The 23,193-nt window shown below is 44.3% G+C and carries 13 protein-coding genes; all 13 read left to right on the top strand.

Annotation, left to right across the window (positions count from 1 at the left end; all coding sequences use genetic code 11):
* Nucleotides 1–162: 162 nt before the first annotated feature.
* The 13 genes from U2P89_RS12730 (at nucleotide 163) to U2P89_RS12670 (ending at nucleotide 23,172) form a co-directional block, all read left to right on the top strand.
* Nucleotides 163–1,290 carry an alpha/beta hydrolase gene (locus tag U2P89_RS12730; RefSeq protein ID WP_322191578.1) on the top strand — a complete coding sequence of 376 codons (1,128 nt, stop codon included), beginning with the start codon at nucleotides 163–165 and terminating at the stop codon, nucleotides 1,288–1,290.
* On the top strand, nucleotides 1,287–4,049 hold the full coding sequence (locus U2P89_RS12725; RefSeq protein ID WP_322191577.1) for a family 78 glycoside hydrolase catalytic domain: 2,763 nt from the start codon (nucleotides 1,287–1,289) through the stop codon (nucleotides 4,047–4,049). The genes U2P89_RS12730 and U2P89_RS12725 overlap by 4 nt, the downstream gene beginning before the upstream one ends.
* Nucleotides 4,050–4,151: 102 nt before the next feature.
* Nucleotides 4,152–5,345 (top strand): FecR family protein, encoded by a 1,194-nt coding sequence (locus U2P89_RS12720; RefSeq protein WP_322191576.1) that lies wholly within the window; start codon nucleotides 4,152–4,154, stop codon nucleotides 5,343–5,345.
* 186 nt (nucleotides 5,346–5,531) lie between these two features.
* Nucleotides 5,532–9,023, top strand: coding sequence for a TonB-dependent receptor (locus U2P89_RS12715; RefSeq protein ID WP_322191575.1), 3,492 nt, complete (start codon nucleotides 5,532–5,534; stop codon nucleotides 9,021–9,023).
* Between the two features lie 28 nt (nucleotides 9,024–9,051).
* Nucleotides 9,052–10,659 carry a RagB/SusD family nutrient uptake outer membrane protein gene (locus tag U2P89_RS12710; protein WP_322191574.1) on the top strand — a complete coding sequence of 536 codons (1,608 nt, stop codon included), beginning with the start codon at nucleotides 9,052–9,054 and terminating at the stop codon, nucleotides 10,657–10,659.
* 109 nt (nucleotides 10,660–10,768) lie between these two features.
* Nucleotides 10,769–12,250, top strand: a complete 1,482-nt coding sequence (locus tag U2P89_RS12705; protein ID WP_322191573.1) for a glycoside hydrolase family 30 beta sandwich domain-containing protein — start codon at nucleotides 10,769–10,771, stop codon at nucleotides 12,248–12,250.
* Nucleotides 12,251–12,290: 40 nt separating this feature from the next.
* Nucleotides 12,291–13,217 carry a hypothetical protein gene (locus U2P89_RS12700; protein ID WP_322191571.1) on the top strand — a complete coding sequence of 309 codons (927 nt, stop codon included), beginning with the start codon at nucleotides 12,291–12,293 and terminating at the stop codon, nucleotides 13,215–13,217.
* 61 nt (nucleotides 13,218–13,278) lie between these two features.
* Nucleotides 13,279–14,442, top strand: coding sequence for a glycoside hydrolase family 5 protein (locus U2P89_RS12695; RefSeq protein WP_322191570.1), 1,164 nt, complete (start codon nucleotides 13,279–13,281; stop codon nucleotides 14,440–14,442).
* A gap of 23 nt (nucleotides 14,443–14,465) precedes the next feature.
* Complete coding sequence (locus U2P89_RS12690) at nucleotides 14,466–15,944, top strand: glycosyl hydrolase family 28 protein (protein ID WP_322191569.1); 1,479 nt, start codon at nucleotides 14,466–14,468, stop codon at nucleotides 15,942–15,944.
* 27 nt (nucleotides 15,945–15,971) lie between these two features.
* On the top strand, nucleotides 15,972–17,708 hold the full coding sequence (locus U2P89_RS12685; protein WP_322191568.1) for a family 16 glycoside hydrolase: 1,737 nt from the start codon (nucleotides 15,972–15,974) through the stop codon (nucleotides 17,706–17,708).
* A 121-nt stretch (nucleotides 17,709–17,829) separates the two neighbouring features.
* Nucleotides 17,830–19,257 carry a right-handed parallel beta-helix repeat-containing protein gene (locus tag U2P89_RS12680; RefSeq protein WP_322191567.1) on the top strand — a complete coding sequence of 476 codons (1,428 nt, stop codon included), beginning with the start codon at nucleotides 17,830–17,832 and terminating at the stop codon, nucleotides 19,255–19,257.
* A gap of 4 nt (nucleotides 19,258–19,261) precedes the next feature.
* Nucleotides 19,262–21,289, top strand: coding sequence for a six-hairpin glycosidase-like protein (locus U2P89_RS12675; protein WP_322191566.1), 2,028 nt, complete (start codon nucleotides 19,262–19,264; stop codon nucleotides 21,287–21,289).
* A gap of 110 nt (nucleotides 21,290–21,399) precedes the next feature.
* On the top strand, nucleotides 21,400–23,172 hold the full coding sequence (locus U2P89_RS12670; protein WP_322191565.1) for an SGNH/GDSL hydrolase family protein: 1,773 nt from the start codon (nucleotides 21,400–21,402) through the stop codon (nucleotides 23,170–23,172).
* The last annotated feature ends 21 nt before the right edge of the window (nucleotides 23,173–23,193 follow it).

Below are 23,193 nucleotides of genomic sequence, written 5' to 3'. Positions count from 1 at the left end.
ATTATTTTAGTTAAAAACCCTGCTTAGACGGTACAGAGAATAGGGAGTATTAAAATATGCGAGTCCCATACGACCAGAGTGTAAGAAATTTAATATTATCGTATGCAAAGTATCTTTAAATATAAACTTATTTGTTTGTTTTCAGTACTGTTGTTTATTCAGATGATAACTGCACAGTCTGATAACTCCTTTGTACCTGCCGCTTCCAATATTGACGGGGCAGAATTCCCAAAAATATCGGACGACCTGAGGGTCTGGCTTCAAATTAAAGCGCCTTCGGCGGCGAGGGTCCAGGTTGCAGGAGCCCTTTTGCCGTCGCCCGATCCTGTCGACCTGGAAAGAGATGCGGAAGGCAACTGGACGATGATCACCCCTCCGGTGGTCCCCGGATTCCATTATTATTGGTTTCTGGTCGACGGTGTCCGTATGAATGATCCGGGATGTGATACTTATCATGGTTGGGCCAGGCCCACCAGTGGAATAGAGATCCCGACAGGAGATGAAGACTTCTACATGCCCAAAAATGTCCCTCATGGCGATGTCAGGGAGCATTGGTACTATTCGGATATTACCGGGAAATGGAGACGAGCATTCGTATACACCCCGGCAGAATATGAAACCAGTCCCGATAAGGAGTATCCGATCCTCTACCTGCTCCATGGCTCCGGTGAGAACGAAAGGGGATGGTCGCTGCAAGGGCATATGGGCTTTATAATGGACAATCTGATTGCCGCCCGGAAAGCAACACCTATGGTCGTGGTGATGGACAATGGCTATGCTGTTGCAAAAGACCCGGCGGCATATCCGCAGTCTACTTCCAGGAGTAACCGTTCATCTGTGCTGGCTGATGTGTACCTTAAAGAGATTATCCCTGAAATGGAATCGTTTTACAGGATCGCCCCGGGCAAGGAGAACAGGGCCATGGCCGGTTTATCGATGGGCGGTGGCCAAACTGCTTTTATCGGTTTTAATAATCCCGGGCTTTTTTCTTCACTGGGGTTCTTCAGTGGCGGCGGGGTTGCTGCAGATGCTTTCAACGACCCGTCGGCATACGGTGGACTATTTTCCGATGCAGCATCCGTCAACAATAAGTTCGACGTGCTTTGGTTTGGGGCAGGGACCGATGAACCTTCTTTTGCAGAAAGGAATGCCTACATAAAGAAAGAATTTGAGAAGGCAGGAATAAAAGGGACTTTCTACGAGTCGCAGGGTACTGCCCACGAATGGCATACCTGGCGCAGGTGCCTGCATGAGTTTACCCAGTTATTATTTAAAAAAGGAACAAAATGAAAATAAAGAATTTTTTATACTGCATTTTGGGGTTGGCCTTCCTCGTGTCATGTGGTCATCAGAGCAAACCGGATCAATTACAATGTGAATACCTGGCAAACCCCATGGGGGTTGATGAGCCTAATCCCCGGTTTACATGGAACATAAATGCGACCGGAAGGGGAGTATATCAAAGTGCTTACCGCATTATTGTCGGTGACTCCGAACGTGATGTCGATAACAGGAAGGGAAATATGTGGGATTCCCAAAAGGTAGGATCTGCCAACACCGTCAATATAGAGTACCAGGGATTACCGCTCGAAAGCAACCGGAAATATTACTGGCGTGTGTGCGCTGTCATTGACGGAAAGGAAGAGTGGAGCAGTACAGCTCATTTTCATATGGGATTGCTGGAACAGTCGGACTGGAAGTCAGACTGGATAACTACTAAAGAGGATTTGTTGAACGAAAGCCCATTGTTCCGCAAGCAGTTCGCTATCGGCAAGGAGATAAAAGATGCCTATGTCTATGTGGCGACAGCCGGATTTTATGAACTCTACCTCAATGACAGCAAAGTAGGCGATCATGTGCTGGATCCTTCAATTACCGATTATCGTAAGACGGTTCTCTATTCTGTTTTTGATGTTACCCATGAGTTGCTGAGAGGTGAAAATGCTTTTGGCGTGATGTTAGCTAATGGGGCATATAATCTGACCAAAAGGACCGGAGAACGCTATGCCTGGGCAGACGGAGGAACCCGGCTTGGCAACCCCAAGTTTATGCTGCAACTCCAGATTAACTACAAAGACGGCAGTAGCGAGAGGGTGATCTCGGACGATTCGTGGAAATATACACAGGGTCCCGTTACTTTTAATAACCTCTATGGCGGTGAAGATTATGATGCCCGCAAGGAAGTGGACAGATGGGCATCGGCCGGATTGGACGACTCGAATTGGAACGGGGCGGTTATAACCCAGGGTCCGGGAGGAAAGCTGAAAGCACAGATGCTGCCTATACGGGTAACGGACACATTGGTGCCTGTGGCGGAAACAAATCCGGCGGAAGGGCTTTACCTTTTTGACCTGGGGCAGAATATGGCCGGATGGTGGCGCATCGAAGTAGCGGGGGATCCCGGGCAAATCATCCGTGTCAGGGGTGCGGAATCACTCAATCACCAGCCGCCTAAGAAGCTGGAAGCAGCAGACCGCCTGACGGAGGATCGCAGGAGCGGTGCTATATGGACGGACTATACACTGAAAGGTAGTGAAATCGAAATCTATGAGCCGCGCTTCTTCTACAGTGGTTTCCGGTATATCGAGGTAAAGACCGGCGATGAAAAAAATCTGAAATCCCTGAAAGTCGAAGGGCGTGTAGTTCGTTCTGACCTTGCTTATAACGGGACATGGGACTCTTCGGATACATTGCTCAATAAAATACACAAAGCCGGCATCTGGGCCCAGATGAGCAACCTGGTGTCATACCCTACCGATTGCCCGCACCGTGAAAAGGGAGCCTATACCGGCGACGGGCAGGTTATAGCCGAAACCTCGATGCATGACTTTCATATGGCTCCGATGTATATAAAATGGCTGAACGACATGCGCGATGCACAGGAGCCTGACGGCAGGATACCGAATACGGCTCCTACGCTTGTCGGAGGTATGGGCGGCGGCGTGGGATGGGGCAGTGCCTATATATTGATCCCCTGGTGGATGAATCACTGTTACGACGATACCCGTATTCTTGAGGAGCATTATCCCACCATGAAAAGATATATTGAATATCTGCGGAACCTGGCCCGGATTGATGAAAAACCGGAAGAACCCTATATTATTAATTTTTTTGAAGGATTCTGGTATTCCCTCGGGGAATGGCAATCTCCGGGCATGAGCGACTGCCCTAACCACGATGTGGTCAATACTTTTTATTATTATTACGACACATGGCTGATGTCACAGATAGCAGATATGCTTGGACATAAAGAGGATGCAAAACAATTTATTGCGTTGAGCGATACTATAAAGCAGGAATTCAATACTAAATTTTTCAATCCCGCAACAAATCTCTATGGCCTCGATTCTACCTACCAAACGTACCAGTTAGTTGCACTGGTGGGGGATCTGGTTCCTGAACCACATCGCGAAGGTGTGCTGAAAACAATAACCGATGATATTCAGGCACGGGGCAATCATCTGAATACAGGCATCATCGGTACGAAGTATTTATGGCCTACACTGGCAGATGCCGGATATAACGACCTTGCATTTGAAATTGCCACGAAGGAAACTTATCCCGGTTACGGCTTCTGGATAATGAATAACTCGACAACACTTCTCGAAGCGTGGCGCAGTACTACGGGCAACCACCAGATGTTCGGGTCGGTCGTGGAGTATTTCTATAAATATCTGGCAGGTATTCAATCCCCGATGGAAGGTAAAACTACAAAAGGATATAAGCATGTACATATCCAACCCTATGTTCCCGATAAGCTCGAAGCTGCAGCGGCATCGGTCAGCACAGTTTCCGGAAAGATAGTATCTGCCTGGGAAAAGGGGACAGGAGAATTCCGGATATCGGTGACAATCCCGGCAAACACCACTGCCTCATTGGTTATACCCTGTGGAAATGGAAATGTTACCATAGCGGAGAATAATACCTTGGTCTGGGAAAATGAAGGTTACAAGACCCGGATAGAGGGAGTTACCAAAATAGAGAGAGATGCTGATCAAATAGCCCTCTCGTTGCTTTCCGGAAGCTACAGTTTTAATGTGGTTTTTTAATACCACCTTTCCCATAGGTGTCAAAAGTTAAATTTCTTATTTTTTTATTTATTTATGTCCACATAATGGAAACAGATCCGTCATTACTATAAAGTCGTTACTGTGGACAATAGAGAGGATAATAAAAACCGGTCATTTCAACACGATTACAACTTCCTTCGCGATGAAGACTTTATTCGATGGAGACTCTTTCAAACGAAGGAACTGGATGAATATTGGAACTCTTTTCTGATCGAACACCCGCATCTGGAAAAAGTGCTCCATGAAGCAATTTTGCAGTTTGATGCCGTAAAAATCAATCGGGACCAATTACCGGAAAAGGAAAGAAAAAATATTTACCAGGCTGTTTGGGTAGATATACAGCGGTATAAGAGACGTAGGTTGGTTAGGAGAATTAGTTCGGCAGCTGCGGTTTTAATGATAGCCATCCTGTCTGTTATATTCTTTACCCGTAAAGAGAACATCGGTCCGAACGATAGCCCAGGAGGAGAAATTATTGTAGGAGAAACGCTTCCCGAAGAGGATATATATATTATTTCTGGAGGAGAGAGAATTAATATAGCCCATAAATCCCATATTGGCCTCACCGGGGACGGTAAAGCGTTGGTAACGGATAGCACTGATTCGCGGAAAGAATTGCTGTTGGCTACCGCAGAACTCAACAAACTAGTTGTTCCTTACGGCAAACGAACGAATCTTACTCTTCCCGACGGCACAGAGGTTTGGTTGAATTCAGGAACCCAACTCGATTTTCCTACTGAGTTTACGGGAAGCAGGAGAGAAATAAGTGTAAATGGCGAGATATTTATCAATGTTGCCCACAATCCGGAAATCCCGTTTGTTGTGCATGCCCGGGATATGGATATTTATGTACACGGTACTTCTTTTAATATCTCGGCTTACCATGACGACAACAGGAAAACCGTTGTGTTGGTAGAAGGGAAAGTAAAAGTGAAAATGGCTGATAACCACACGGCAGAGTTACTACCCCATGAGAAATTAGAGATAACGGATAGCGATATAACAAAAGAGTCTGTCAACGTATCGGAATATACCAGTTGGACAAAAGGGATACTGGAGTTTGATGAAACACCTATATCAGAGATACTCAAAAAAATAGGGAGATATTACAATGTTCATTTTGAGAGCAGTCAGGAAATAAAACTCAATGATAAGACCTGTTCCGGTAAACTGTATCTCTCGCATAACCTGGACAGTGTCATGACCTCCGTGTCCGTACTTTCGTCCACCGTTTACCAAAGAGAAAACAATAATATTTATATCACTAAAAAATAAAATGCCTATGAGATAAGGAGTCGAATGAAATAAGAATCGGACAATGCTGCCACATTGCCCGATCATGCGAAATTAATTTACCAGTAAATCTTTAATCACGTAAACTAAATTCATAACAAATGTATGAAAGAAAAAATTAAATCTAACCTGATTGTATATAGAAAATGCAACAGAACCCTAAAAATCATGAAGATTTCAACTTTATTATTTTTTCTCTGTCTGTTTTCTTTAGTAGCGGAAAACGTATATCCGCAACAGACGGAACTTTCGTTGGATCTGAGAAATGTGACCATTAAAAAGGCCATTTCGGAAATTGAGAGGACAAGCGATTATGTTTTTCTTATTACTGATGAGGCACAACTCGAACTCAATAGGAGAACCAGCCTCCGGGCAAATAAAGAATCCATCCATGCTATTCTTGAAATTCTCCTGAAAGATACAGCGTTGGGATATACCGTAGTGGAAAGACAGGTGTCGGTATATAAAAACGCCTCATCAAAGGCAATAGAAAAGACTGAAAGTCGAAAGGTGGAGGTCGAACAACAGAAAAGAACTCTCACGGGAAAAATTATAGACGAACAGGGAGAACCGGTTATAGGAGCCAATATCCTGGAAAAAGGTACTTCCAACGGAACGATAACCGATGTGGATGGAAACTTCTCTTTGCAGGTGGAAGAGAATGCCGTATTACATATTTCCTATATCGGATATTTGACGCAAGAGGTCAATACTGCAGGCCGGAATACAATTCAGATCAGTTTGCAGGAGGATATGCAATCATTGGAAGAATTGGTTGTAATAGGATATGGGACAAGGACTCAGAGAGACATAACATCTGCGATCTCCAATATCGGATCGGAAACGATCAGCAAATCCGTAACGATGAGTGCTGAAAATGCCATGCAGGGAACCATGAGTGGTGTGCAGGTTACGGGGACTACAGGAAACCCAATGGGGCGCCCGTCCATCCGTATCCGTGGAACCAACACGTGGGGAGTCTCTGATCCGTTATATGTGGTTGACGGTATTCCCATTACAGAGATGGGTGCCGGTATAGAAGGGGAACATGCCCGCATTCAGGATGTGCGAGGCCCCCTTAATATAATGACCATGATAGATCCCAATGATATTGAATCAATCTCTGTATTGAAAGACGCTTCGGCAGCTGCAATTTATGGTGTGCGCGCAGCGAACGGGGTGGTATTGATCACTACAAAGAAAGGACGGCAGGATAAACCGTCGGTTGATTTCAGCAGTCGTTTTGGGGTACAGAATATTACGCAGGAATTAGACTGGCTGTCTACTCCCGAATATACCCGGTTTGTGCAGGATGTTTTTGCTTCTGATCCGGAGAGAAATCCAAATGAGGCCAATATAGGGCGTTTCGATCCTTCCAGTCCGCGCTATCTCGGAAATTCCCCTACCTATAACTGGGAAGATGCCGTACGAAATAAAAACGCTGCCACACAGGATTATTCCGTAAAAGTATCCGGAGGAACGGACAACACCGACTACTATGTGTCATTGGGGTACAGTGATACCGAAGGAACAATATTGGTAAATAACCTGCAAAGGTATTCCGGCGCTGTAAAAATCAATACTAAAATAAACGATTGGATCAGAACCGGAATAAATTACCGTCTGGTAAATGCTGCCGGAAGAGCGGCTCCGGATGACTATTTTGATCTTATAAGGAGTGCTCCATGGCAACCTATTTATGCTGCAGAAGGGATCCCCGGTTATAACGGGTATGCTTATGCTGTCGGTGGTATTCAACCTGACGGTTCCTATGACAACCAAAAATTGTATGGGGCAGGCACGCGCATCAACGAGGTGGGAAGAAGTAATACCAATGATCAACGGTATGATTCCTGGCGGAATATGGGGAATATTTACCTCGAGTTAACACCTTTGAAAGGATTGACGCTGAGAGGAACGGTCAGTCTTGACAGGTATATCACAACCAGATATACATTTTCCGACTATGATGCCAATGGTTTTGACTATACATCCGGAGATCCCCGTGCATTGGGAGGCGGTAAATCAGTCGGCTCATACGGAGAAAGAGATACATACAATAATAACCTGGTACAGGAACTGATGGTCAATTATGCGAACAGTTTCGGAGACCATAACTTTGATTTTCTGTTCAACTTCTCCAATCAGAAGTATGATGCAAAGTACCGGATCACAAGTACCGAGTACATGACTACCAAAAAAGACTATTTGCGCAATTTGGGAGGTGAAAGGAACTATACAAGTGTAGGAAGCGAACAGTTGCGCTGGGCATTACAAGGGTATTTATTTCGTGTAGGATATAATTTTGCTCATACATATTACCTCGATGCTACAGTACGCAGGGATGGTAGTGCCCGTTTCGCACCGGAGAACCGATGGGGTACATTCCCCTCTTTATCCGCCGCCTGGCGTATAAAGAGTGAACCTTTCATGGAAGATATCCTATGGATAGACGATCTTAAACTAAGAGCCGGTTGGGGGCAATTGGGAAATCAGGAAGTGAGGGATATGGCCTATTTATCGGCTATATCAAAAGCGCCTCATTATGCAATGGGGAATACCTCTCAAAGCGACCGTCCCGCATCAGGCGCTTTTTATGAAGGAGCCACCATTTTCGGTATTCCAAACAGAGACCTGACATGGGAAAAAACAGAAACATTCAATATCGGATTCGACTCTCAACTGTTCAGGGGATTATCCCTTTCAGCCGAATATTACTACAAGAAAACGCACGGTATATTACAGGCTATAGATATTCCACCCAGTGTCGGGGTAGTAGAAACACCTGTAGCCAATGTGGCGAAAGTGCAGAATCAGGGTATTGAGATTACAGCTAACTGGCAAAGCAGAATAGGACAATTGAATTATGCAGTCGGTGCTAATTTAACTACCACCGCCAATAAGGTACTGGAAACCTATAAGCATATTCCTACCTCCGGAGGGTCAGTGGAAGAAGGTTATTCCATGTTTTATCACAAAGCGTACAAAGTGGCCGGTATTTTCCAGACAGACGCAGAAGCGCAGGAATGGATGCAAAAATATGAAGATGTCAATTACATATCGGGTAAAGTGGGGGCAGGTGATTTCTATTTTGAAGACCTGAGAGGGGCGCCCAAAGAGGAAGGACAATTCTATTCTGAAGGAGCTGACGGTAAGATAGACTCTTATGATATGGTGAAAGTTGGAAAATCTATTCCCGGATACTTCTACGGTATTAATCTGAGTGCAGAATACAAGGGATTTGATTGTAGTGTACAGTTTTCAGGAGTCGGTGATGTGGTAAAGTATAACAGGATAAAAGCACTGACTTTTATGCCGACCGAAGGTGACAATGTGACTAAAATTGTCTATAATGCATGGACCCCTGAAAACAAACAGAATGAATACCCCCGTCTTGTTTTTGGTGATCCTGCAGCCAATCTGAGATACTCCGATTTCTTTTTCGAAAGTGGTGCTTATTTCAGGCTCCAGAATATTCAGATCGGATATACTTTGCCACAGTCCGTATATAATGCATCAAAAAACTATATACGTAATATAAGGATCTTTGCCGGAGCATCCAATCTTTTCACGGTCACACCTTATACCGGGCTTGATCCTGAAAGTGATGCATACCCCGCACCCCAGACATTTTTTATGGGGCTAACTGCTAAGTTTTAATTATGGCTATCTTTAAAACACATTGAATATGAAAATATATAGATATATAGGTATTGTAACTTTGATGATAATATGTTTTACCGGAATTTTTTCCTGTTCCTCAGAACTTGATATCAAACCCACGTCAGAGTTGGAAAATGAATATTTTGAGAGTGAATTACGTATTCAGGAAGGTGTCGGTGCCTGTTATGCTGCAATGGCGAATATGTACGGAGCTTTACTGAATGACGGAGGAGGAGTACATGAAATCCTGTTCCTTCCCGGTGATGATATTACCCATCAGGATGCAGGAAGGGCTGCTATGGAAGCTTTTTCCGGCTTAAACAGTACCAACGGTCAGGTTAGCACCTTGTGGACACGTCTCTACCAGATGATATACCGCTGTAATTTTATTCTTGAAAAGATAGAAGAAGAGGAGGTACAGGCTGTCTATGTAACTCCCGGGTTGTATGAGATAAACAAAGGAGAAGTATTATTTCTCCGCTCATGGTGTTTTTACCGTTTATGGGATTTCTTTCGCAAAGCGCCTCTGCAGGATAAGCGTATCCGTACTATTTCGGAAGCTCTTCTGCCCCCTTCCGAAGGTTTCCAGATGCTGGATAAAGCCATTGAAGACCTGGAGTTAGCGGCTACTCTGTTACCGGAAGAAACCTACTGGCCTTTGCAAACAGAGCGTGGACGGGCTTTCAATGAAAGTGCTTACGGTTTATTGGTAAAATGCTATTCGCTTCGTGCAAGGTATAATAGCGCCAACTCTGATGATTACCGGAAGGCAATCACCGCTTTTGAGAAAATCAAAACACGTGAACTGGTGCATTTTGCCGACAACTTCGACTATCATCACGAGAACAATAAAGAATCCCTGTTCGAGTATCAGGCAAGCCATGCCACCGAACAGGACAATGCCTGGCTGGATAATAATTTTGGCGGAGGCGTAGGTCAAATGGGTGCCATGTATCATTACAGTACCAACCATTGGGGTAATTATATGTCAGGAATCTACGGCCCTACTAAAAAATTAATAAGTGCTTTCGAGAACGGTGATCCCCGTAAGGAATTCACTTTTGCTAATTATACGACCAATGTATATGGAGATGTTAATGTGCCGGCAGAACCCTGGGAAAAGTTCGATAATCAGCAACTGATGAAATATGTATTTCCGGGACGTTGCTGGTTTGAACCGGTATGGGGGATCAATTCTACCAATAATCCCCGTTTGATTCGTTATGCCGATATAAAGTTACTGGCAGCCGAAGCCTATTTGCAGACAGGAGATCAGGCGAAAGCGCTCCAACAGGTAAATGATATCCGCGAACGGGCCCGGCGATCTACCAAAGACGGAAGTGTATCTGCCGTTCCTGCTGATTTTACATCCGTAACTATCCAGGATATCATGGATGAACGGTTTGTGGAATTGGCTGCCGAAGAAGGTATCCGTTGGACGGATCTGCGCAGTTGGCATGCCGCAGGATTTATTAATCTGGCAACATGGACTGCAAGAGATTTTGGTTATAATTACGATGTACAAAATTTCGAGTTCGAAGTGGCCAAGCACCTGTTATTCCCTATACCTCAAAGGGAAATGGATACGAATCCTCTGATGGCGGCAGCAGGAAATAATCCTGGTTATGAATAAATAAATGTGTAAATTAAGGCTAAAGCCTATACAAAAGCTTTAGCCTTAATTTTTAATGGTGTGATCATGCAGTCATACAGACACTATTTGTATTTTTAAACTGTTTATTATGATTCAGATGATAGTAAGGAAAGCGGTATTATCAATGATACTATCGGTCATCTTCCTGCAATGTACAAAAGGTGACCCGGCTGTACCGGAAACTCCCGATCCAACAGAGGATTATGAAAAGGTAACTGTCCGGATTGATCAGGGACAAACTTACCAGGTCATAGACGGATTTGGTTTTTTCGGTGCCCATGATGTCTGGTGGGGAAACGCCGCCGATATGTGGAATGATGCGTGGGGAGAAAAGATAATTACCGATCTCGGTATCACTATATGGCGAAATGAGATATACCCTCCTGCCATACAACAGGCACAACAGGATGCCGACTGGAATAAACAGCTGCCTGTAGTACGTGGGCTCAAAGCGAAGGCTGATCAGCATGGTGTGCCGCTCAAATTTGTTGCTACCGTCTGGAGTCCCCCGGCAGATTTAAAGTGGGCAGCTCAAATGGCGTGGGCCGGCGATACCGAAGCCACCCGTTGGGAAGATCCCAATGTAACCACTAAAAACGGTGGAACCCTTAGTCCTGATAAATATCCTGATTATGCGGACTGGCTTAACAGCCATATCCGGTTGTATGAAGACGAGGGAATAGATCTGTATGCACTCAGCCTGCAGAACGAACCGGCTTTTTCTCAATATTTCAACTCTTGTCAATATACTGTTGCCTGGTATAACGATTTGCTTATCAATGTGGTTCCGGGTATCAAGTCCGCTTTTCCCGGAATAAAGATATTCGGCTCGGAGAATATGCTGTTGACCGAGGGTCAGGATGAGAACTGGCGCTGGTTCTATCACTCAGGCATCAAAGCAAATACGGAAGCTGCGGCAAACCTGGATATCCTGGCCGTACATGGATACAACGATGGAGTATTACCTACATCCGGATCGGAGCTTGTTAAGATGTGGACTAATCATACCGAACAATTTGCAGAGCCTATGGATAAGAAAGTCTGGATGAGCGAGACTTCCGGATATACAGAATCGTGGGAAACAAAAGATGGGAAACCCGGGGCATTTGGTCTGGGACTGGATATAATGACTGCCCTTAATTACGGGAATATCTCAGCCTGGATATGGTGGCAGGGAAGCCAGTCGGACGGTATCGGCGAATATAATCTGATGAAGGGTATAACACCCGGTAATAAATATTTTGTATCGAAACATTATTACCGCTACATCCGTCCGGGTGCCGTGAGAGTAAACGCTACCGTTTCCACAGAAGAAGATGATCTGTTCACTACTGCTTTTACACATGACGATAAAGGGACATTTACCATTGTAATTGTCAACGCAGGAGAGACCAGATCCGTATCAATACAGGGAAATAATCTTCCGGATGAATTTGTAATGTATCGTACCAATGCATCGGGTTCAGAGAAATGTAGTTTGATTGAGACGGTTAAGTCGGGGAATGATAAGAGTTTTGTGCTGCCGCAAAATGCCATCGTGACCTTACAGGCGGGAGGGGACCCTTTGTAATGGTCACCGTGAAAGAATAACAAATAAAACAATCGAATAAGTGAAAAATATTTTTTTATTAACCGTTTTTCTTACAACCGTTTTACTGCAAGTCGGGTGCAGACAACAAAAGAAAAGTGAGTTCCAGGTTGCCGATAATCAGGGGGTTAAGGATATTCGTGCATTTTATATCGGGCATAGCCTCAGCAATCCCATTGTCGGTCGTGTCCACTCGCTCGCACATCATCACGAAAAGGCAGAGTTCAGTATCCGCTACCAGACCAATCCCGGATCATCGCTCCAGCAGAGTTGGGAAATCAGGAACGAAGGATATACCGCTATCGAACCCTATTATGCAGGGTATTACGATACCCGGTACGGGCTACCTGCAGGAGGATTTGATGTGCTGGTATTGACCGAATCCGTGCCGAGGCACCTGGGTGAAGGGATAGGCAGAACCTATCAGTATGCCGATAGTTTGTACCGTTTCGCTGTTGAATATAATCCAGATATACAGGTTTACCTCTACGAGATATGGCATTGTATCTATAGCGGTACACCTACCGGATGCTACTACGATATCGACGCTAATCCGTGGCGACAACGCCTTGACGATGATTTGCCCATGTGGGAAAGTGTGGTCGATACGCTGAACAGCCGGTTCAATCCTGCCAAACCTGTTAAGTTGATCCCGGGAGGGCAGGGAATGGCGGCATTATACGACGCGGTTATGGCGGGAGATCTACCGGGTGTATCTACTTTGGAAGATCTTTTTATCGACGATATTCATATCAGTGGTATATCCGCTTATTTGGTGGCGTGTATTCATTTCGCGACAATCTACGGAGAATCTCCGGTAGGACTGCCCAATGTGCTGACAGACATGTGGGGAAATCCTTATAAAGATAATCCTACTCCCGAGCAAGCGGCGATACTACAGGAAATCGCATGGAAAGTGGTAAGTGAATACACACCGGATCCTTTATGATACCCCCAAAAGAAGAGGATAACAGTTCCATGCACCCGGGATATAAAAATAAAACAATTGTATGAAACGACGTGATTTTTTGAGAACAACCGCCGTAGGAGCCGGTATAATGGCAATAGGCAGTCATGAGGATATTTTTGCGTTGCCAAACTATCCATTGGAAAAGAATAAGTTGCCTCGCTGGCGTGGATTTAATATTCTCGACTTCTTTTCCCCTCAACGGTATGTGGAAAATCCTCAGCGGTTTGCCGCGACGGAACAGGATTTCAAATGGATGGCCGATTGGGGATTCGACTTTGTCCGTATTCCCATGGCCTATCCCAGCTACCTGAAGTATGATCCGGCCACGGGAAGGGATATTACTCCCGAAGAAACGGTTGGATTCAGGGAAGAAGCGATTGAAGCTATCGAACAGATAGTCTATACGGCCAATAAATACAATTTACATGTAAGCCTCAATTTACACCGGGCTCCCGGTTTTTGTATAAATGCCGGATTCCATGAACCCTTTAACTTATGGAAAGATGAAGAGGCACAGCAGGCTTTTTACCAGCACTGGGATATGTGGGCGAAACGTTTTAAAAATGTTTCCCCTGAATTATTAAGTTTCGATCTGGTCAACGAGCCTTGTTTCAAAGAAGATATGAACGATCAGTTCGCTCCGGCCACCGCTATTCCCGGTAGTATTTACCGTAAAGTGGCTATCGGATGCTTAGACGTTATTCACAGGCAGAATGCCGACAGAATGGTGGTCGCTGACGGGAATAACGGAGGTGCCCTGGTGATTCCCGAACTGACGGACCTTCCCATAGGGCAGAGCTGCAGGGGATATTATCCGCATTATGTATCCCATTATCGTGCCGGTTGGGTATGGAAAAATCCCGATGATGCACCGCTGCCTGTATGGCCGGGTATTATCAATGGGGAAAAATTTGACCGTAAGGTACTCGAAGATTTTTATCGCCCCTGGACCGATCTGGTGAAACAAGGTGTGGGTGTACATTGCGGTGAATGCGGATGCTACAGTGAAACACCCCATGATGTTTTTCTCGCATGGTTTGAAGACCAACTGGATATATTGACAACCCACGGAATAGGGTGGGGATTATGGAATTTTCGCGGGACTTTCGGTATACTTGACTCAGGGAGAAAGGATGTGGCCTATGAAGACTGGTACGGGCATAAACTGGATCGTAAACTCCTGACTCTGCTTCAGAAGTATTAATAATTATAAATATCCATTCAATTATGAGGAAATATATTTTTTTGATTCTGATCCTGTTTTCCCCATCGATATTTGCTTCCATACGGACTTATTCCTATCCGGCAGAAATAAAGGCTTCCGATAGTTATGCGCTTACAGTGGATGGTGTTCCGGTTCATGTGATAGATAATCCCGTACCTTGTTCATTTGCCGCTTTTGAGATGGAGCAGGCTGTTTCTGTTGAAATTGAAAGTAAAGTAACGGTCAAATGGGTAGATGTCCGTCCGCTAAGTGCCGGGATTAAACCAGTGATCAAAGAGGATAAAATCTGTTTTACTATCACTGAACCGGGTAACTACAGTGTGGAGATCAACGGGAAGCTGAGTCATCCTCTTTTTATTTTTGCCAATCCGAAAGAGGTGAAACCATCCAAAGACGATCCGAATGTTCTCTTTTTTGAAGCCGGGAAAGTACATCGTCCGGGTATAATACGGCCTGAATCCGGTCAACACGTCTATATTGAAGGAGGAGCTTATGTTATAGGCGCTATTGCAGCCACAGGAGTGGAGAATGTAAGGGTTTCCGGTCATGGTATAATGGACGGTAGTTTGAACAACCGGTTGACCCGGGAGCAGACGGCAGCCATTTTCTCCGTAGACAATGGATACGGGTCGGCAGGGAAATACCAGCGGTTTATTGAGTTTATCGACGCTAAAAATATTTCAATTGAAGGACTTATCTTACACAACAGTACTACCTGGCAGGTCGTACCCATCAATTGCGAGAATGTCACTATCTCAGGGTTGAAGCTGGTCAGCGATAATCCGAGCGATGATGGTATTGATATTGTCCGTAGCCGGAATGTGCATGTGAAGGATTGTTTTGTTCGGGTGAAAGACGATTGTGTTGCTGTGAAGGCGCATCTCGATTATCCGGATAATGTGATTGTCGACAGTGTACTGGTCGAGCAATGCGTGTTCTGGAATGCAGCATGGGGGAACGGACTGGAGATCGGTTTCGAACTACATGCCGCGGAAGTAAAGAATATTACTTTTCGCGATTGTGATATTATTCATGTAGAATCCGGGGCTGTGTTCAGTATTCACAATTCGGACAAAGCCATCGTCAGCAATGTGTTGTATGAAGATATCCGGATTGAAGATGCGCGACATAAACTGTTCGACCTCGGTATTTTCAGGTCGAAGTTTTGTACGGACGGATCGTCCGATGAAGCCTATTTGGCCGAATTTATTACCCATGACGTATGGGATAACGAATTAAGAATACCGGAAGGTAAAAGAGAGGAGCATGCAAAATACAGGGGACAGATTAAAAATATAACTTTCAGGAATATTCAGGTATTGGAAGGGATTTATCCGTTTTCAATCTTTATCGGTTACGATGATCAGCACGCAATCGATGGGGTAACGATTGAAAATCTGCAACTCTATGGAAAGAGGATCAACTCCTTGGAGGAACTCAAACTGCATACCGAATTTGCCCGAAATATCCGTGTAGAATAGTATAAAACTTATCCAAACCGTCTCATTATGATACTCTTGAAAAGAAGTAATATCGCTGTACTTGTATTGGTCTTTATTTTATTTTCATGTAAAAAGGCTGAGAATGAAGAATGGGTCGATCTGTTGAATTATACTGACTTTTCGAACTGGTCTCACTTTGTCCTGAAACCGGAACAGAAAGGTGTGGAGGAATCGGAAATGCAGTATCCGCCCGAATGGTTGATACCCAAAGTCTATCTCTCTGATAATCCCGATTCAACCGTTTTCAGTTACCAGATGCATGAAGGTAAGAAAGTGCTTCATATATCGGGTGAATTGATTGGGTTTTTGACTTCCAAAGAAGAATACGACAATTATCATTTGAAATATAAATTCAAATTCGGAAAGAAATGGCAATGGCTGGGCGATCGTCCACGGGATGGCGGTATCTTCTACCATGTTGTAAACCCCGCTTCGGATAAGGAACGATCACCCCATGAATTTAATATCCATGATGGAGATATCGGAAGTTACTGGAGTTTCGGAGGCTATGGAGATATACCAGGTAAGGTATCCACTGATTTGCCGGAGAGTATTACTTCGATTATTCCGATCCTGAAACCTGTTATTCCCAGTCTGAAAGATACTATGTACCTTTTTGATCCTGCCGGAACGCCAAGCACATTCAGTTCCTCGATTACCGATATGCAGATAGCTGTCGCAAACCCGATAGCGGATAATCCTCTCGGGGAATGGAATGAACTCGATCTTATCTGTCTGGGAGATACCATTATTCATGCTGTCAATGGAAAAGTAGTCACTGTGCTCTATAATTCACGATATGAAGCGGAGGGAGGCGGATTGGTACCGCTTACCAAAGGAGCAATAAAAATACAGAGTGAAGGAGGGGAACAGTTTGTTGAATATATAAGAATCAAAAAGATCACTGAAATACCCGAAGAGTTCAGAAGTAGTCTGACAAGCTTTGAAACTCCGGCAGATGCTGTGGCATCTTCTCCCTCTACACCTGTGGAGGAAGAAGCGGACACCGAAGTAAAATGGGTGAATCCCGAAATAACACCGATGCCAGGGTTGAGTCATCACGTGTTGCAGAGCGAAGCGTTAGGCAAGGAGGTAGGCTATGTGGTATGGACTTCGGAATATTATCAAAAAGAGCGTAGCGAAGGTTATCCGGTACTATATTTCCTACACGGTGTAGGAGGGACAGAGTCTGCCGATGCCGCATCCTTTTCCCATTGGGTGTCGAAAGCCATCGCGTATGGTTTCCTGCCTCCATTGATTTGCGTGTTCCCGAACGGGGGAGTAAGTTATTACCGGGGAGAGGTGGAAAAAATGATTGTCGACGAACTGGTCCCTTTGATAGATAAGAATTACAATACTATTCCGCGGGCAGAATCCCGTGCATTGGCCGGTTTCTCGATGGGTGGGGAGGGCGCCGTATATCTTTCGGTGATGCATCCCGGACTTTTTTGTGCGGCAGGTAGCATGGGCGGAGAATTAAAACTCGACGATCCGCAACTGAAGGCTGCCATCGAAAAAGCGATTCCTCAATGGAAAAAGGTCAATTACGGATTTTATCTGGTCAATGGCGATGGTGACCAACCTGACGCATTCAAGGACTTTACCACTATTCTCACAGGGGAAGGTATTGACCACCGTGGGGTGATTCTTCCCAATACAGACCATAACTTAGGGCATTATTATGAACGCTCAATCGGTGGTCTGCTGGCGTTTCTCGCAAATCATATCAAAGATCATAATTAAATTCATATGAAACGAGCATAACACCTATTCTCAACCGAGTTCATAATTATCGCGAAACAACGTTCGACGACCGAATGGGAGTCAATTCCATACACCGACAAGAAAAAAATAAAATAATCGTATGAAAACTACATATTATCTGCTTTCTCTCTTTTTATTGTGTTTTACCCCGTATATATCAGCAAAAGAATACTTCGTTGCCCATTATGGGTCTGATAGCGCACGAGGAACAATATCGGATCCATTCGCTACTATCCAGAAGGCCTGCTCGGTTGCCCAGGCCGGGGATACCGTTACTGTGCGCGGAGGCGAATATTATATCGATGAACAAATTATCCCTCAGAGATCGGGTAAACCTGGTGCGTGGATACTTTACAGGGGAATGCCGGGAGAAAAGGCGATTATCGACGGGCAGCATGTAATTGTTGCCAACGAAAAACCGTTCTCATCACAGTCTGCGGGATTGTTCCAAATCACGGCGAAAGAATATATCCATGTGAAAGACCTCCATTTCAGGAACTCCTATTCCGTGGGAATACTTGTGGGATATTCTTCCAATCTTCCGGAAGCTGCCCCGGAGGAAAAGCGCAATACCAGATATATCACGGTGGAGGGATGTAGCGTAGACAGGAGTTTTAATTCGGGCATATCGGTCTGGTACGCCGATTCGGTCATCGTAACCGGTTGTGAGGTGATCAGGGCCAATGATATTGAGTTTCGTTTGCCCGAAACAAGGAAAGGACATGAAGCGCCTCATGAAGCGATATCGATATGCGGGGCTCGATATTTTGAGATCAGCTATAATCACATACATCATTGCTACAAAGAAGGAATAGATATCAAAGAAGTATCATCGCATGGTGTAGTACATAATAACCTGGTGCATAATGTACCGCGGCAGGCTTATTATGCCGATGCGTGGTTCGGATTGCTCGAGGATATCGAGTTCCGCGATAATATTGCCCATTCATCCGGCTGGGGATTCGCGGTCAGTGTAGAAGGTAAAGGATCGGAAGTACGTAATATCCGTATTCATCATAACCTGGCCTATAATATCCAGGGAGCAGGAATGTTATTTGGATTATGGGGTGAAAACCTCATGCGATCCGATATACATATCTATAACAATACCTTCTATAATTGTGGTTCGGATGGCTGGTTTAGCGGCAATGTAGGAAGTATCGATATTCTGTCGATGAATTGTAAAGATGTATATATCTATAACAATCTATGTGATAAAGGATTCGATTATGAAATAGGATTTGGTTTCGGCAAAGATGAATTACCCGAAGCTTTGGAAAAGCAGAATATTGTCGTGAAGGATAATCTTGTATCGGGAATTAAAAATAAGGAGATCCGGGTCGGCCAATTCGAGGCTAAAGTGGTCGAGTACATTCCCGAAGGAAATAAGATAGCTACGCCGGAATACAGGAACAGCCAACTTTTTGATTTCGTTCCGGTTTCATTGCCAAAACCGGATAATAAGAATAAATGGAAATATGCACCTTCTCCCTGGTATGGGGCATATCGTCCAGTTACAACAAAATAATTGTATGAGATATTTACCCGTTATATTAATGTTCCTGATAATGGCATTTGTTTTTTGTCAGGTTGAAGCACAAAGTGGATCACAGGCTATACCCGATCCCCTGTATTGGAATATTTCACCGGATCAGGATGCCATTACATGGAATGTGGCAGAAGAGAATAAACTCCCGCACGCGGATGATATTGAGATGTCAGGACAAAGGCTTTCGGCTATTGTCAGGTATGAAGTGGATAAGCAGAAGAACCTTACCATAAACCGTGATATCATTTTCCCGCAATTAAGGAGATTTGTCGGCTCATCGGAACCGGACTGGTATAATTACCGCGCCTATCTCCGCCGGAGTTTCGATGATCGTTTTTTACCATCGATCGTTTTTGAGGATATCATTCTCCAGCCGAAACTCGATTCGGTGAGGATAGACGGTATATTGACATTCTTCCATTCTCCTATTGAAGGGATGATCATAGAACGAGCGCTGTTCCCGTCCATGACACAAAGGCAAATGGTGGAAAAGTGGGTAATAAGGAATATCTCACAGGTTGAAAAGAGGCTTCATATCGGGCATACTGCTTTCGAACAGGAAGAGAAGGGGATGCATGGAGTGTATAAGGTTGCCATTCGTTGCGATTCAAAACCGGAAGTAGTTATCGAGCCGGGAGAGGATTATTCCTTTGGACTTTACTTCTCTGCAGGAATGAGCAATGAACCGGACGTGAACCAGTGTTTTGCGGATGCGGAAAAAGAAAGGAAGGCATTTTTACATGTAATGAAAAATAATCTTGTCCTGAAATCCCCGGATCCCGTTATCAATACCTTGTTTTATTTTTCCAAGATCAGGGCCTCCGAGAGTATTTTTGAGACTAAAATGGGATTGGTACATTCCCCGGGAGGTGGGAATTATTATGCAGGGGTTTGGGCCAATGACCAGGTAGAGTACAGCGGGCCGTTTTTTCCCTGGTTGGGTTATGGGAATGCCAATATAGCCGCTCATAATGCCTATAAACATTTTCTGAAAAATATTCCGCCGGAAGGTGAATTTATCAGGTCATCTTTCGAGATGGAAGGCGATCTGCCCTGTTGTTCCAAGGACCGGGGAGATGCAGCCATGATCAGTTATGGTACTTCCCAGTTCGTATTGGCTTTAGGCGATAAAAAAATTGCGGAAGAACTGTGGCCATTGATCGAATGGAGCATAAAATACTGCAATGCCAACCTCAACGGGCACGGCGTGGTATTATCGGATACGGATGAGATGGAGGGCCGTATCCCGACAGGTAATGCCAATCTGGCTACCTCGTCACTTTATTATGGTGGACTTATCAATGCGGCAAGAGTAGCCCGCATGCTGGATAAAAAACCGGCAGTTGAGAAAGATTTCCTTCGCAAAGCAAAAAAACTGGAAACAGCCATTGATAACTATTTTGGAACAACCATCGACGCTATTGAAACCTATCGTTATTTCGACGGGCATCAGACATTTCGACATTGGATTTGCCTGCCGCTGGTAATGGGTATCCAGACGCGGAAAGAAGGTACCCTGAATGCCCTTTTCGACAAGCTGTGGGCCGATAACGGCATATTGGTCGAGCCCGGAGACAACGTCTTCTGGGACAGGGGAACACTCTATGCTTTCAGGGGGGCTTTCAAAGCCGGTGCGGCCGACAGGGCTTTAGGCCGGCTGTCATCCTATTCCCAATCCCGTCTGCTGGGCAAGCGTGTTCCTTATGCTGTGGAAGCTTATCCGGAATACGGTATGCGTCATCTTTCGGCCGAAAGCGCCCTTTATTGCCGGATCTTTACCGAAGGAATACTGGGAATTGAGCCGCTGGGACAGGATCGCTTTAAAATAACTCCGCAGATACCTGACTCCTGGGATGAATTGTCGCTGACCTCATGTAAAATATTGAACAGAGACCTGAACTTCTTTATAGTGAAGAAAAACAATAATATTCATATGATGGTATCGGATGGTGATCGTATAGTCTGGGATAGACAGATCAATATGGGTGAATCGTTGGAGATAGAGTTGTAAAATGTGTATTTATGCATCCATAGAGCAATCGTGAGTTTGACTTTATTGCCTCGTCCTTAAAATACCGACTTTTTTATTACATTTGTTGCTTCATTAAACAGTTCTATTCTATGAAGACTCAGGTGTTATTTAATCAGATCCTATCGAAAGGTGTTGGCCTTAAAAGTATCGTTCTCATCCTGGCTGTCTCGTTTACAAGTTCCTTGTTTGCGCAAAGCCGGTGGTACAATCCTTTAAAAGAAAATTACACTATTATCCAAAACCAGGGATGGACAAACGAAATAGGGAAGACATACCAACGATTACCCAACAGGGCGGAAAAAGAGGTGAGAAAGCCGGTCTGGAATTTATCTCAAAATTCAGCCGGTCTGGCAATTCATTTTTATACGAATGCTGAAAAAATAGAAATCAGGTATGAAGTAACGGGCGACTTTGCTATGCTACATATGCCTGCAACCGGAAAATCGGGTGTAGATCTCTATGCCATTGATCCTCATGGAAAGTGGCGCCTGGCGACAGGTAAATACAGTTTCAACGATACCATTACTTATACATATGAAATTCTTCCTCAAAATCAATTTCACAAGAGCGGATTTGAGTACCGTCTTTATCTTCCTTTGTACAATTCCGTAAAATGGATGGAGATTGGCGTCCCTGATTCGGCAGAATTTAAATTTATTCCTACTCTTAAGGAGAAACCTATTGTGGTGTATGGAACATCAATCGCGCAAGGCGGTTGTGCTTCACGGCCAGGAATGGGATGGACAAATATTTTATCAAGAAAACTTGACTATCCGGTAATTAATCTCGCATTTTCAGGTAACGGGCCATTGGAAAAAGAACTGGTAGACCTTATTGACGAAATTGATGCATCGCTGTACATCTACGATTGTCTTCCCAACATGGGCTCTTTGTCATCGGAAGAAGTGGCGAAAAGAACTATTTATGGCGTAAGCAAAATAAGAGAAAAACATGATACGCCTATTCTGTTGGTCGATCATATCGGTTACAGGAATCAGGAAATGAATAACGCTTCCAAAGAGTCGGGAGATAGGATGAACAGCGCTTTGAAACTGGCATACGGCTCTCTTGTAAATCAGGGAGTGAAAAATATTTATCATTTGTGTAAAGATATGATTGATTTTCCTGAGGATGGATGTGTCGATAATATTCATCCTAATGACTTGGGAATGCAGGCATATGCCAATGCTTATGAGAAAATTATCAGGGAAATTCTGAGTATGCCGGCCGGAGATTTAAAAATTACGAAACCTGTAAGTCAACGGAGAGAACCTCATATGTATGAATGGAAAGCGAGACATGAAAATATACTGCAATCTATTCAGTTAAAACAACCGAAAAGAGTGATTATAGGTAATTCCATTACGCATTATTGGGGTGGTACTACTGAACGTAAAAATGGAAGCCAAAGTTGGAAAAAACAGATGGATCCTGCCGGTTATCTTAATTTAGGATATGGTTGGGATAGAATTGAGAATGTGCTGTGGAGAGTGTATCACGGAGAACTCAGTGGTTATGACGCAGAAGAGGTGATCCTTATGATCGGAACGAATAATCTGGGATTAAATACCGATGATGAAATTGTGAAAGGCCTGCGGTTTCTTTTAAGACAGATTAGAATCCGACAACCGAATGCTAAAATAAAAGTGATGGGATTGCTTCCAAGACGAGGTTACGAAGATCATGTAAAAGCTATTAATAAACATATTGCTAAAATGGTTTTACTCCATGATTATATTTATTTGGATGTGGGTGACCGGTTATTATTAGAAAATGGGAAAATCGATGAAACATTGTTTTTGGATGGTCTGCATCCGAACGAAGAAGGTTACTTATCTATAGTGAATGATATAGTAAAATAGTTTTCATCTTGTTAAAATATA

The organism is Proteiniphilum sp. (assembly GCF_034331125.1).
Taxonomy (GTDB): domain Bacteria; phylum Bacteroidota; class Bacteroidia; order Bacteroidales; family Dysgonomonadaceae; genus Proteiniphilum; species Proteiniphilum saccharofermentans.
This window is presented reverse-complemented; position numbering and strand designations above follow the sequence as displayed.